This is a genomic window from Luteococcus sediminum, from assembly GCF_054783495.1.
In genome coordinates, this window is record NZ_BAAGQL010000013.1 from 154,210 (window position 1) to 166,968 (window position 12,759).

The 12,759-nt window shown below is 67.4% G+C and carries 17 protein-coding genes; 6 read left to right on the plus strand and 11 right to left on the minus strand.

From position 1 onward, the window contains the following. The first annotated feature begins 49 nt into the window (after positions 1 to 49). The 3 genes from ACYVKA_RS07515 to ACYVKA_RS07525 all read left to right on the plus strand — a co-directional run bounded on the left by ACYVKA_RS07515 (position 50) and on the right by ACYVKA_RS07525 (position 3,047). Positions 50 to 478 (plus strand): response regulator, encoded by a 429-nt coding sequence (locus ACYVKA_RS07515; RefSeq protein WP_460704269.1) that lies wholly within the window; start codon positions 50 to 52, stop codon positions 476 to 478. Continuing rightward, positions 475 to 1,518, plus strand: a complete 1,044-nt coding sequence (gene trpD / locus ACYVKA_RS07520; protein ID WP_460704271.1) for an anthranilate phosphoribosyltransferase — start codon at positions 475 to 477, stop codon at positions 1,516 to 1,518. The genes ACYVKA_RS07515 and trpD overlap by 4 nt, the downstream gene beginning before the upstream one ends. Positions 1,519 to 1,586: 68 nt before the next feature. Beyond that, the gene (locus tag ACYVKA_RS07525) at positions 1,587 to 3,047 is read left to right on the plus strand and encodes a GuaB1 family IMP dehydrogenase-related protein (protein WP_460704273.1); all 1,461 of its coding nucleotides are present in this window, start codon (positions 1,587 to 1,589) and stop codon (positions 3,045 to 3,047) included. 133 nt (positions 3,048 to 3,180) lie between these two features. Here the strand turns inward: ACYVKA_RS07525 and ctaF are convergent, their stop codons facing one another. The 11 genes from ctaF to ACYVKA_RS07580 all read right to left on the minus strand — a co-directional run bounded on the left by ctaF (position 3,181) and on the right by ACYVKA_RS07580 (position 11,258). Then, positions 3,181 to 3,579 carry an aa3-type cytochrome oxidase subunit IV gene (ctaF, locus tag ACYVKA_RS07530; RefSeq protein ID WP_460704275.1) on the minus strand — a complete coding sequence of 133 codons (399 nt, stop codon included), beginning with the start codon at positions 3,577 to 3,579 and terminating at the stop codon, positions 3,181 to 3,183. Continuing rightward, positions 3,576 to 5,240, minus strand: coding sequence for an aa3-type cytochrome oxidase subunit I (gene ctaD / locus ACYVKA_RS07535; protein WP_394274847.1), 1,665 nt, complete (start codon positions 5,238 to 5,240; stop codon positions 3,576 to 3,578). The genes ctaF and ctaD overlap by 4 nt, the downstream gene beginning before the upstream one ends. A 59-nt stretch (positions 5,241 to 5,299) precedes the next feature. After that, complete coding sequence (ctaC, locus tag ACYVKA_RS07540) at positions 5,300 to 6,175, minus strand: aa3-type cytochrome oxidase subunit II (protein ID WP_460704277.1); 876 nt, start codon at positions 6,173 to 6,175, stop codon at positions 5,300 to 5,302. A gap of 201 nt (positions 6,176 to 6,376) precedes the next feature. Beyond that, positions 6,377 to 6,730, minus strand: coding sequence for a HesB/IscA family protein (locus tag ACYVKA_RS07545; RefSeq protein WP_394274833.1), 354 nt, complete (start codon positions 6,728 to 6,730; stop codon positions 6,377 to 6,379). A 92-nt stretch (positions 6,731 to 6,822) separates the two neighbouring features. Then, a complete protein-coding gene (locus tag ACYVKA_RS07550; protein ID WP_460704279.1) occupies positions 6,823 to 7,812 on the minus strand; it encodes a glycerate kinase in 990 nt (329 codons plus the stop codon). Beyond that, positions 7,812 to 8,099 carry a PspA-associated protein PspAA gene (gene pspAA / locus ACYVKA_RS07555; RefSeq protein WP_394274835.1) on the minus strand — a complete coding sequence of 96 codons (288 nt, stop codon included), beginning with the start codon at positions 8,097 to 8,099 and terminating at the stop codon, positions 7,812 to 7,814. Before pspAA ends, ACYVKA_RS07550 begins: the two co-directional genes overlap by 1 nt. Next, complete coding sequence (locus tag ACYVKA_RS07560; protein ID WP_394274836.1) at positions 8,096 to 8,905, minus strand: PspA/IM30 family protein; 810 nt, start codon at positions 8,903 to 8,905, stop codon at positions 8,096 to 8,098. Before ACYVKA_RS07560 ends, pspAA begins: the two co-directional genes overlap by 4 nt. 176 nt (positions 8,906 to 9,081) lie before the next feature. Then, complete coding sequence (locus ACYVKA_RS07565) at positions 9,082 to 9,402, minus strand: DUF3349 domain-containing protein (RefSeq protein ID WP_394274837.1); 321 nt, start codon at positions 9,400 to 9,402, stop codon at positions 9,082 to 9,084. Further along, positions 9,402 to 9,716: a DUF3349 domain-containing protein gene (locus tag ACYVKA_RS07570; RefSeq protein ID WP_394274838.1), complete on the minus strand. Its 315-nt coding sequence runs from the start codon at positions 9,714 to 9,716 to the stop codon at positions 9,402 to 9,404. Before ACYVKA_RS07570 ends, ACYVKA_RS07565 begins: the two co-directional genes overlap by 1 nt. Positions 9,717 to 9,724: 8 nt before the next feature. Then, positions 9,725 to 10,021, minus strand: coding sequence for a hypothetical protein (locus tag ACYVKA_RS07575; protein WP_394274839.1), 297 nt, complete (start codon positions 10,019 to 10,021; stop codon positions 9,725 to 9,727). A 13-nt stretch (positions 10,022 to 10,034) separates the two neighbouring features. Further along, positions 10,035 to 11,258 (minus strand): inorganic phosphate transporter, encoded by a 1,224-nt coding sequence (locus ACYVKA_RS07580; RefSeq protein WP_460704281.1) that lies wholly within the window; start codon positions 11,256 to 11,258, stop codon positions 10,035 to 10,037. A gap of 153 nt (positions 11,259 to 11,411) precedes the next feature. Here ACYVKA_RS07580 and ACYVKA_RS07585 point away from each other — a divergent pair, with 153 nt between their 5' ends. The 3 genes from ACYVKA_RS07585 to ACYVKA_RS07595 are packed head-to-tail and all read left to right on the plus strand — an operon-like array spanning position 11,412 to position 12,720. Then, a complete protein-coding gene (locus ACYVKA_RS07585; protein ID WP_460704283.1) occupies positions 11,412 to 12,125 on the plus strand; it encodes a DUF3043 domain-containing protein in 714 nt (237 codons plus the stop codon). A 44-nt stretch (positions 12,126 to 12,169) separates the two neighbouring features. Then, entirely contained in the window at positions 12,170 to 12,388 is a 219-nt protein-coding gene (locus ACYVKA_RS07590) for a hypothetical protein (protein WP_394274842.1), read from the plus strand. After that, entirely contained in the window at positions 12,385 to 12,720 is a 336-nt protein-coding gene (locus tag ACYVKA_RS07595) for a hypothetical protein (protein ID WP_460704285.1), read from the plus strand. The genes ACYVKA_RS07590 and ACYVKA_RS07595 overlap by 4 nt, the downstream gene beginning before the upstream one ends. The last annotated feature ends 39 nt before the right edge of the window (positions 12,721 to 12,759 follow it).

A 12,759-nucleotide genomic window follows, 5' to 3' on the forward strand; every position in this document is an offset into this window, starting at 1 on the left:
CCGAGTCGAGCGGCGCCTTGTGACCTACCACCGAACGAACAGGACGACGATGAGCGACCAGGCATCCAGCGGACGCACCCTCAAGGTTCTGCTGTACTCCGACGACCGCAGCACTCGTGACCAGGTGCGACTGGCCCTGGGCCGTCGCGTGGCCCCGGACCTGCCCGAGGTGGAGATCTTCGACACCGCGACCGCACCTGCCGTGGTCAAGGCCGTCGACTCCGGGTTCTACGACGTCCTGGTCCTCGACGCGGAGGCCACCCCCTATGGCGGCATGGGCCTGTCCCGCCAGCTCAAGGAAGAGGTGGCCGACTGCCCACCCGTTCTTCTCCTGGTCGCCCGTGTGGCCGATGCCTGGCTGGCCACCTGGTCCAATGCCGATGCGATCGAGGCCTTCCCCGTCGACCCGATGCGCCTTCCCGCGACCGTCGCGGACCTGGCGCGTCGACGCCTGGCCGCGGCACGGGTGGGCCGGTGAGCCCAGCACCGCGCTGGCCAGACCTGCTGACCCGCCTCGCGGACGGTCAGGACCTCTCGCCGAGCCAGACCCGCTGGGCGATGGATGAGATCCTCTCGGGCAACGCCACCCCGGTCCAGATCGCAGGTTTCGCCGTGGCGATGCGAGCCAAGGGCGAGACGGTCGCGGAATTGCAGGCCCTTGCCGATGTGATGACCGAGCACGCCACCGCGATCACGCTGGCCGACGACGCCGTCGACATCGTGGGCTCCGGGGGTGACCGGGCCAACACGGTCAACATCTCCACGATGGCCGCTCTGGTCGCCGCGGCCGCGGGGGCCAGGGTGGTCAAGCACGGGAACCGGGCTGCGTCGTCCATGTGCGGAACCGCGGACTGCCTGGAGGAACTGGGCGTTCGACTCGATGTCGATCCCACCCGTCAGCAGTGGGTCCTGGACCGGACCAACATGGTCTTCCTCTTCGCCCCCCGCTACCACCAATCACTGCGCCATGCTGCTGGACCGCGCAAGGAGCTGGGGATCCGCACCCCCTTCAACCTGCTGGGCCCCCTGACCAATCCCGCCCGACCGGTGGCCCAGGCGATCGGCGTGGCCGATCCCGTCTCGGCCGAGCTGATGGCCGGCGTCCTCACGGCACGGGGTAGCCGCGGTCTGGTCTTCCATGGTGGCGACGGACTGGACGAGTTGACCACCACCACGACCAGCCAGGTCTGGCTCATCGGTGGCGGACGCATCGCGCGGACGACCTTCGACCCGGCCTTGCTCGGACTGCAACCGGCGACGCCCGACGACCTGGTCGGCGGCCCGCCCGCGGTCAATGCTGCCGTGGTGCACGAGGTACTGGATGGCAGGACCGGTCCGGTCCGTGACATCGTGCTGCTCAATGCGGCCGCCGCCCTGGCGGCCTTTCGGGGGATCGACATCGACCAGCCCCTGGCCCCGCAGATGGAAGCTGCCCTGTCGGACGTGGCTCGTGCCGTGGACGACGGTGCGGCCCACCGCACCCTGGCCGCGCTCGTCGAGGCCACCCAGCAGGCCTGAATCCCGCCGCCGAGTCCAGCAGCGAGGGGGCTCGGTCGTGCCCCAGCACGAGCGTGCAAGATGGGCTCGTGCGATTTCTCACCGACAAGCCAGGCCATGACCTGACCTACAACGACGTCTTCATGGCACCGAACCGCTCCAGCGTCACCAGCCGGATGGACGTGGACCTCACCTCGACCGACGGCATCGGCACTCCCCTTCCCATCGCGGTGGCCAACATGACGGCCATCAGCGGCCGCCGGATGGCCGAGACCATCGCTCGTCGCGGTGGCATCGCCGTCCTTCCCCAGGACATCCCCACCGACGTGGTGGGCCGCTCCATCGACCGCGTCAAGGGGGCCCACGCGGTCTTCGACACCCCGGTGCGGGTCACTCCCGACACGACCGTGGGTGAGGCCATGGCACTGCTGGGAAAGCGTGCCCATGGCGTGGTGATCGTCGTCGAGGGGGGCCACCCGATCGGCATCGTCTCCCCCACCGAGGCCAATGGGGTGGACCGCTTCGCCCAGGTGCACGAGGTGATGACGACCGACCTGACCCTCGTCGACCCCGCGAGCAGCCCCCAAGAGGTCTTCGACACCCTCTCGGCCCACCACCAGAAGGTGGCACTGGCGGTCGACGAAGAAAGTCGACTTGTTGGCATCATGACGAGCAAGGGTGCCCTGAGAGCAGCCATCTATCGCCCTGCTCTCGACCCGCAGGGTGACCTGATGGTGGCCGCCGCGGTGGGGATCAATGGCGATGTCGCAGGCCGCGCCCAGGCCCTGCTGGAGGCCCGGGCCGACGTCCTGGTGATGGACACGGCCCACGGACACCAGGAGAAGATGATCGACGCCCTGTCGACGGTCTCCCGGGTGCGTGACGATTTCAAGGCCAGCTCCGGCCGGCGGATCCCCATGGTTGCCGGCAACGTGGTGACGCCACAGGCGGTGCTGGACCTGGCGGAGGCCGGTGCCGATGTCCTGAAGGTCGGGGTCGGGCCGGGCGCGATGTGCACCACCCGGATGCAGACCGGCGTGGGACGTCCCCAGTTCTCCGCCGTCCTGGACTGCGCCGAAGCAGCACAGTCCGTCGGCAGGGCGGTGTGGGCCGACGGCGGCGTTCGGCATCCACGTGATGTCGCCCTGGCCCTGGCGGCAGGCGCGGGCAGCGTGATGGTGGGCTCCTGGTTCGCCGGCACGCACGAGTCCACTGGAGACCTGCTGGTCGATGCCCAGGGACGCCACTACAAGGAGTCCTTCGGCATGGCGAGCGCCCGGGCCGTGAAATCACGCACCCGTGCCCAGTCCGCCTTCGATCGCGCTCGAGCCGCCCTCTTCGAGGAGGGCATCTCCAGCTCCAAGATGTACCTGGACCCGGCCCGACCCGGTGTCGAGGACCTGGTGGACTGGATCACCTCTGGCCTTCGCTCGGCGTGCACCTACGCGGGCGCCCGCACTCTCGAGGAGTTCGCCGAGAAGGCAGTGGTGGGCGTCCAGAGCCCCTCCGGCTATGACGAGGGACGTCCCTTGGCACAGTCCTGGAACTGATGGCCGACCGCCGGGCCCCTGCCCGGCATTGGACGACGACGTGCTGCGGGCTCCGACTCCATGGAGTCGGGGCCCGCAGCCAGTACAGAGTGTTGCCTGCCTGCCGGCGTTCGGCCGGTCAGGTGGTCACGGCTCAGTGGGCGTAGTCACCGCGGTAGAACTCGTAGCACCAGCCCGCGACGGCCCAGACGCCCATGCCAAGTGCCAGCAGGGAGATCCACCAGCCGAAGATGGGACCCAGCAGCAGCAGCGAGGCAGTCAGCGCGGTCCAGAAGGGCCAGATGCTCTGGGGCGGGAAGAAGCCCAGCGCGCCTGCACCCTCCGCGATCTCGGCGTCACCGATGTCGGAGAGCGGAACGTCGTTCTTGGAACCAATGGCCCACAGGTAGGCGGTGATCATCAGCGACATCGCGCTCGACAGCAGCAGGACCATCAGTCCGACCCACTCGTGGGTGAAGCCGAACCAGTAGACCAGGGCGCAGACGAGGTAGAAGACGCCGAGGAAGCCAAAGATATTCCGTTCGACCTTCATCGGGCCACTCCTGCATTCTCTCGGGCGGACTCGGTCTCGGCCGCCACGAAGCTGGCCTGGAGGCCGGTGTCACCGTGGTCAGCGAGCTCGGGATGGTTCATGTCGAAGGCCGGGTACGGCGAGCGCACGCGGGGCAGCGACGTGAAGTTGTGGCGGGGCGGCGGGCAGCTGGTGGCCCACTCCATCGAGCGGCTCCAGCCCCACGGATCGTTGACGGTGACCTTCGGGCTCTTGAAGGACAGGTAGACGTTGATCAGCCACGGGATGAAGGAGAAGCCCAGCAGGAAGGCGCCGAAGGTCGAGATCTGGTTGAACATGGTGTAGCCCGTGTTCGGCAGGTAGTCGGCAATTCGGCGCTGCATGCCCTCCACACCAAGCCAGTGCTGGATCAGGAAGGTGATGTGGAAGCCAGCGAAGAGCAACCAGAAGTGGATCTTGCCCAAGGTCTCGTTCAGCATGTGCCCGGTGATCTTGGGCCACCAGAAGTAGTATCCGGCAAACATCGAGAAGACGACCGTGCCGAACAGCGTGTAGTGGAAGTGCGCCACCACGAAGTAGGTGTCGGAGACATTGAAGTCCATGGGAGGGCTGGCCAGCATGACGCCGGTCAGGCCACCGAAGAGGAAGGTGGTCAGGAAGCCGACGGCCCACAGCATCGGGGTCTCCATGCTGATGGAACCACCCCACATGGTGCCGATCCAGTTGAAGAACTTCACGCCCGTCGGGACGGCGATGGTGAAGGTCATGAAGCTGAAGAAGGGCAGGCTCACCGCACCGGTGACGAACATGTGGTGGGCCCACACCGACACCGACAGGGCACCGATGGAGATGGTGGCGAAGACCAGGCCGACGTAGCCAAAGATGGGCTTGCGGCTGAAGACCGGCAGCACCTCGGTGACCATGCCGAAGAAGGGCAGGGCCAGCACGTAGACCTCGGGGTGGCCGAAGAACCAGAACAGGTGCTGCCACAGGATCGGACCACCACTGGAGGCATCCAGGATGTGCGAGCCGAGGATACGGTCACTGGCCAGCACCAGCAGGCCAGCGGCCAGCACGGGGAAGACCAGGATGATCAGGATCGAGGTGACCAGGATGTTCCAGGTGAAGATGGGCATGCGGAACATGGTCATGCCCGGAACACGCATCGCGATGATGGTGGTGAGGAAGTTCACCGCGCCCAGGATCGAGCTCAGCCCCAGGAGGTAGAGGCCCATGATCCACAGGTCGCCACCGGCACCCGGTGAGTTCAGCGAGTTCGACAGAGGGGCGTAGGCGAACCAGCCGAAGGAGGCGGCGCCGTCCGGGGTCAGGAAGCCTGCGCAAGCCATCAGGGAGCCGAACAGGTAGATCCAGTAGGCGAACATGTTCAGTCGCGGGAAGGCGACGTCGGGTGCACCGATCTGCAGGGGGACCAAGAAGTTCGCGAAGGCGGCGAAGACCGGTGTCGCGAACATCAGCAGCATGATCGTGCCATGCATGGTGAACATCTGGTTGAAGGTCTCGTGGGTCATGTACTGCATGCCCGGGCTCGCCAGCTCCGCACGGATCGCGAGAGCCATGAGACCACCGATGCCGAAGAAGATGAAGCTGGTGATCATGTACAGCTTGCCGATCTTCTTGTGATCGGTGGTCGTGAAATAGTCCATGAACAGACGGCCCATGGAGTGTTCACGACGGCGCACCTGCTGTGCAGGAGCGCCCGTGGTGCGCGACAGCGTGGTCACTTCTTCTCCTCCTTGTGCGGAGCGGTCGGCAGGGCTGAGTTGCCGGCGGGGCCGACCAGCTCACCGGTCTGGCCCTTGTCGGCCAGGCCCTTGACGTAGGCGGTGTACTCGTCCTCGCTCACGACCTTGACGGTGAACAGCATCGCGGCGTGGTAGGTGCCGCAGAGCTCGGCGCACTTGCCGTCGAAGGTGCCCGTCTTGGTGGGGGTGAGGTCGAAACTGTTGGGCTTGCCGGGGATCGCGTCCATCTTGAAGTAGAAGGCCGGGACCCAGAAGGAGTGGATCACGTCAGCCGAGTAGATGTTGAAGCGCACCGGTTTGTTGACGGGCAGGACCAGCTCGGGGATCTTCTCGATCGTGCCGACCTCGTGGACCGTCGCGCCGATCTCGGGGTTGTCCTGCTCCATGTAGTTGAAGGTCCAGGACCACTTCTGGCCCACCACGTTCACGGTGTGGGCCGGCTGGTCGACCTGGGCGAGGACCCGGTTCTCCGCCTTCACGGTGTAGAAGAACAGGACCACGATGATCAGGAAGGGCACCGAGGTGTACAGCACCTCCAGCGGCACGTGGTAGCGCACCTGGCGCGGCACCTCGTTGCCTTCGCGGCGGCGGAACTTGAACAGCGAGTAGAAGATCAGGCCCCAGACCATGACCCCGATGACGGCGCTGGCAACCCAGGCCCCGACCCACAGGTCCCCCATGAAGGGGGCGCGGTCCGATGCGGGCTCCACCAGTCCGACGCGGGCCAGCTGTCCGCGGCCTTCACCGGTCTGGCTGCTACAACCGGCCAGCCCGAGCAACACAGCGCTGCCCAGCCCCAGCGCAGTGGCCCTGCCGAAGTTGCGGCGCAACCCGTTGAGTTCACGACCCACGTCAATGCCCTTCCACCGTGAATGGCTCCCCAGGGGGAGTGGGACCCGCAGGCCCCGAGTTCGAAACGTTGCCATGGCTGGTCACAGCACACTCGTGAGGAGACGCAACCGTGGCGGGTTCGCCCAAAGACTAACCCAAAATCCAGCGTCCCGCCGCATCGATCCGATGCAGCGGGACGCTGTGCTGATGTGCGGAACGACTCAGTGGAAGGAGTCGCCACAGGCGCAGGACCCCTGCGCGTTGGGGTTGTCGATCGTGAAGCCCTGCTTCTCGATGGTGTCCACGAAGTCGATGGTGGCCCCACCGAGGTAGGGGGCGCTCATGCGATCGGTGACGACATTGACGCCGTCATAGGTCTTGACGACATCCCCGTCGAGCTCCCGCTCGTCGAAGAAGAGCTGGTAGCGCAGGCCCGAGCAGCCGCCGGGCTGCACGGCCACGCGCAGGGCCAAATCGTCGCGACCCTCGGACTCCAGCAGCGACTTGACCTTGGCGGCGGCGCCGTCGGTCAGGACGATGCCGTCAGTGGTGGGCTGGATGGTGGTGTCAGTCATGTGTCTCCTCCTGGACGGACGGTTCACGTCCTCAACGCCGGCTGGCGCGGCCGCTATTCCCGGCGTGGACCTTGTCAACAGTACCCGTTGGTTCACCAGCTCCAGGTCCGTGCCACGGGCAGGCAGGCGCTGGTGACCTGGGTTGTGGTGAGCGGCTCATTTTCGGGCGAGAGCGTGTAGCCCTCCTCGATGCCCATCGTGCGCAGTTCACGGGCCGAGACCCAGTTGTGGCGCGCCACGGCCACCACCGGTCGCATGGCCTGCTCCGCGAGCTCGGCGACCAGTGGGACCAGGGCACCACCCTTCGTCCCGAACTCCAGCTGGTCGTAGCCGGTCACCACGAGGTCCGCCTGTGCGATGGTGCCTGCGAGCCCGGCGAACTCGGCGCACCATGCGGGCCCGGTGGCCACGCGACCGCCGGTCAGCAGGGCAACGAAGCCCAGGCCACCCTGTGCACCCGAACCTGCGACGCTGGCCAGCTCCGGACGACCGCAGGCGGCAGCGAGGTCCACCAGCGCCTGATCCTGGGCAAGCATCTCAGCCGGATCGGCACCATGGGCATGGCCGTGGGCCGCCGTGATGCCCCGCATGCCCGTCAGGTGGCCGGCCTCGCCCTGAGGGGACACCACCAGGTGGAGCAGGCGACCTGCGAGACGAGCGCGCACGGGAGCCAGGTCGATCTGCGTGATGCCGGCCAAGGCGTCGACGCCCCGGTCGAGCGGCACGTCGGCAACCGCGCCGAGGGCCGCGAGCATGCCCGCTCCACCGTCACGCCAGTCGGCACCGACGATGTCCACCCAGACCTCGCGTACCTCGGGGGCACATCCGTCCAGGGCGTCGCCGACGGCCTGCCCCACCATCGTGGAGGCCTCCCTACCGGACAGGTCGGGGCAGGTGACCAGCAGGTGGTCCGAAGCGCCTGATGTGAGGGCGGCAAAGGCCGGCGCGAAGTCCGCGCCGGCCTCGGCCATCGGCACAACCGCCACCTCGGCTCCGAACGAGGCCCAGGCCCGGGCGATGGCAACTCCAGTGGCCTCGGGTCCGAGCCCCTCGTAGGGGCCGCATGCAACGACGACGCGCATCAACCCGGGATCAACCCCTCCCCCTGGCCCTGCTCGGCCAGGAAGGAACTGACCTCGGAAAGGCTGGAGGATGCGTCGGGGACGATCAGGTCGGACTCGACCAGTTCGTCGTCAGCGACGGGCTGGCCGCCACGGATCTCGTCGAGCAGACGTGCCAAGGCCGACTGCAGGGCGGGCTCGTCACCCGCGGCCAGTGCGTCCTCGACCTGCTGGTCGAGCGTGTTCAGGTCTGCCAGGGCGCCCTCGTCGATGCGCCACTGGCCCTCACCCAGGATGCGGACGATCATGCCTGCTCCCCCTGACGCTCGGTGCGCACCTGCTCGGGAGCGCCGGTGGGGGTGGACTGGCCGCCCTCGATGGCGGGGGCCTGCTCGCGTCCGGAGGTCACCTCACCGCTGACCTTGGCCTTCAGGGCGGCCAGCTCGTCCTCGACCTGGCCGCTGGAGGCCAGCTGGTCCAGCTCGCGGGTGATGTCGTCCTTGTAGGTGCCCGACGGGTCGTCCAGGGCGCCCGAGGCGAGCAGCTCGTCGATGGCGCCGGCGCGGGCCTGCATCTGCTGGGTCTTGTCCTCGGCGCGCTGGATGGCCATGCCGACATCGCCCATCTCCTCGCTCATGCCGCTGAAGGCCTCGTTGATGCGGGTCTGGGCCTCGGCGGCGGAGTAGGTCGCCTTGATGGTCTCCTTGCGGGTCCGGAAGGCATCGACCTTGGCCTGCAGTCGCGTGGAGGCGCGCACCAGCTTCTCCTCCTCGGCCTGCAGCTGCGCGTGCTGCGCCTGCAGGTCGCCGAGCTGCTGCTGGAGGCCCGACTTGCGGGTCAGGGCCTCGCGGGCGAGGTCCTCGCGGTTCTGCTCCAGGGCACGCTGGGCCTGGTTGGTGAGCTTGTCCACCTCGGAGTTGAGCTGCTGCGCCTGCAGTTCGACCCGCTTGCGGCTGGTGGCCACGTCGGCGACGCCTCGGCGCACCTTCTGCAGGAGGTCCAGCTGGCGCTGGTAGGAGTAGTCGAGGGTCTCGCGCGGATCCTCGGCACGGTCCAGGGCCTTGTCGGCCTTGGCCCTGAAGATCGTCGACATGCGCTGGAAAATGCCTGCCATGTGGGTCGGTCCTTCCACGGTCGGTGGTGCCGGTCGGTGGAGCCGGCGTTCGTCGACCAGCTTATGGGGCCCATGGGCGCGCAACACACTGATTGCGCTGTCAGCTGTCTGTCAATCAGGGACGACCCCGGGGCACATGGCCCCGGGGTCGTCCTTCGTGGTCCTGTTCCGGCGGTTCACCCGACCCCGGAGCCGGGCACGGTGCGCCAGGCATCGTCCTCGATCTCCCAGCCCGAGCGTCGGAGGTGCTCGGTGATCCGGCGCAGCTCCTGCACGCTGGGCAGCTCGTCGGTGATCCTGAGGTAGCCGGTGCCGACGTCGATCCGGTCGGCCGGGACGAGCCCCTGGTTGCTGAGTTCGCGTCCGAGCTGCTCGATCTCCTCATCGGTCAGCTTGCGGCGCAGCACCGCGACCAGCGGGATGTAGTCATTGGCCGGGATCCCCTGTGGGTATCCCGCCTTCAGCCACTCAACTGCCCGTTCGAGATAGGTGAACATCAGGAGCCGCTCTCGGATCCTCGATGCTGCGTGCGCCACCCGGCGTCGATCCGCTCCAACACCCGGTCGATGTCCTCGGCCGAGGGTTCCTCGTGGACGTACCGCTTGATGGCCTCGCGCACCTCGTCGGGATCGATCTCGCCGTCAGCGCCCTCCGGCCCTTCCACCAGGGCGGCCACGATGGCATCGACCTCGACATCGGTCAGTGAGCGGTGCAGGACGCCCAACAGGGCCACGTAGTCGCCCTGCGGGACGCCTTGGGGATAGCCGGCACGCAGCCAGTCCACGATCTTGGCGAGTGCGTTCTTGGGCACGGAGGGCCTCACTTCTTCTGGAAGACAGGGATGATGTTGGAGAAGTCGATCCGGTAGCCCAGCCCGGAACTCACGACGATGGCGATGCCCACCGCGATGCTGGCAATGACCAGGGCAAAACAGAGGTAGGCGACGAGTTTGCCGATGGGATGGCCGGGTGCATGGTCCACCTCGGCCTCCCCACCGGTGCCGTAGGCGAGGGACTTGATCCCGAGGCTGAACAGGGCAGGAAGACCCGCGCCGACGATGACGCCGACCAGCAGGACCTGCAGGATGGCGCTGAAGAACATGGACAGGATGTGCATCTCAGGTCACCTCTCACTGCGCCGCGACGGCGGGGTGGGTCTCGGGATCGAGGGGGCGCGCATCCCACTCGTCATTGACATTGTTGGCGTCGACCGGCGCCTTCTTCGAGTGCCAGACGAAGTAGCTCGACAGTCCGATCAGGATCCCGAAGACGGCCAGCGGTCCGGCATAGCCCGGCAGGGCCTTGCCGATCACGTAGCAGATCGCGCCGACGAGCCCTGCTGCCGGCAGCGTGATCAGCCAGGACACGACCATGCGCAGGGCCACGCTCCAGCGGACCTCGGCGCCCTTGCGTCCCAGGCCGGCGCCGAGGATGGAGCCAGTCGCGACATGCGTGGTGGACAGAGCGAAGCCGAGGTGGCTCGAGGTGAGGATCACCGCAGCGGAGGCCGCTTCGGCCGCCATGCCCTGGGGGGAGTCGATCTCCACCAGGCCCTTGCCCAGCGTCCGGATGATCCGCCAGCCACCGAGATAGGTCCCCAGCGCGATGGCCACCGCACAGATGACCTTCACCCAGGCCGGGATGGACTCGAGGTCGGTCCACTGCCCGGCACCGATCAGGGCGAGGGTGATGACGCCCATCGTCTTCTGGGCGTCATTGGTGCCGTGCGCCAGGCTCACCAGGGAGGCCGTGCCGATCTGTCCCCAACGGAAACCGGCGTTCTTGTAGCGCTCCGCCACGCCCTGGGTGATCCGGTAGACCAGCCACGTCCCCACCATCGAGATCAGGGCAGCCACGACCGGGGAGCTGAAGGCAGGAAGGATGACCTTGCCGACAACTCCATCGAGCTTGCTGCCGTCCCCGGCCCAGTTCACGCCATCGGCACCGGTCGCGGCGAGGGTGGAACCGACAAGGCCACCGAACAGGGCGTGGGAGGAGCTGGAGGGAAGGCCCAGCAGCCAGGTGAACAGGTTCCAGGTGATCGCACCGACCAGGCCGCTCAGGACGATGAGCAGCAACAGGTGCCCGTGGTTGGCGACATACTCCGCTTTGGGTGCACCGGTCTTGTCCTGGATCTTCACCACCCCATTGGTGACGGTGAGGGCCACCTCCACCGAGAGGAAGGCGCCGATGAGGTTGAGGATGGCCGACAGCGTCACGGCCGCCTTGGGCTTGAGGGCGCCGGTGGCGATGGAGGTGGCCATCGCATTGCCGGTGTCGTGGAAGCCATTGGTGAAGTCGAAGCCGATCGCGGTGATGACGACCAGGCCCAGCATGAGGAGTTCTACGGTCACACGAAACAGTGTCGCGCACCCCCGCGGCCTCCCCAAACGTGGGGTCAACGGGAGGTTAACGATCCATGACGCTGCTGGCGGCGGGACACGCCGTAGGATTGGTCGGAGCACGCCCGTACGGGCGCTGCCCGCACCAGACGACGAGGACGAGACGTGGCACTGTTCCGACCCTATGAGCAGGGCAACCAGGCCCCAGAGACGAAGAACCCAGAGACGAAGAACCCAGAGACGAAGAACCCAGAGACGAACCAGAGCGACCCGAAGGACAGGCCCTCCCGCCTGCGTCCGGTGCGCCGCCAGCAGCAGGAGCCGACGGCCCCCGCAGCACCCGCCGCCACCAGGAACGAGCCCGAGAAGGCCGACGGTTCGGCCCGGCAGCCCCGCAGGAAGGGCACCCGCACTCCGACCCGCGCCGAGGCAGAGGCGGCCCGGATGGCCCGCCTGCACCCGCAGCTGACGCCCAAGGAAGCCAAGAAGCTCCAGCGCCAGCAGGACCGGGAGGCCCGCCTGCGCAGCCTGGAGGCCACTGAGAACAGCCCCGCCCGCAAACTGGCGCGCGACCACGTTGACGCCCAGATGACCATCACCGAGTACACGATCCCGCTGATGCTGGTGATCATGGCCGTCAGCCTGATCTTCGCGCGCAACTACCTGGTGCAGCAGATCACCTCGGCGACCATGTTCGCGATCTTCGCCCTGTGGCTGGTCAACATCGTCCTGCGCTGGCGCTCCTTCAAGCGCATCGCCCTCGAGCGCGGGATCAACCCCAAGCAGCGCGGCCTGATGATGTACATGGTCAACCGGATGATGACCGTGCGCAGCCTGCGCCGCCCGCACCCGGCCATCGAGCGGGGCCAGAGCTACTGACCACCCATCCGACAACGCACCCGCACCGAGCGACAGGAGCACCCATGAGCTTCACCTGGACCGCAGAACTCACCCCCGGCGCCGACGTGGCCCCCGACGAGCTGGAGGGCGCAGGGATCGGCCGACCCTTCGAGGAGCAGGCAGAGGCCGAGGCCTGGCTGACCCAGGGCTACGAGGACCTGGCCGACCTTGGCGTTGCCGCTGTGAGCCTGTTCGACGACGGGCAGCTCGTCTACGGACCCATGCCGCTGGACGAGCAGTGAACCGGCAACGGGCTGCGCACCTGGCCCTGCTGGTGGCTGGGCTGGCCGTCGCACTCTACGGGCTGTGGGGGCTGAGCAACCTGCAGGTGACCTGCAGGGGAGTGGAGATGGGGCCCGGTGACGTCTGCCACAAGAACGACTTCTCGGTGATGGGCACTGAGGAGGTGCAGAGCTACGAGGACCGACTGCGCGCCCTGAGGCTCTCCCAGCCCGTGGTGATCGGCACCGGCCTGGTGGTGGCCGGATTCGCCACCGTCCTGCTGCGAGGTGAACGTACTCGGGAAGACGCCCCCACCGTCGCGGGTCGTGGCGCCCGGGCACAGGTCGGATGACCCTCCCAGACCAAGATCAATGGGCCCGTCACCAGTGGT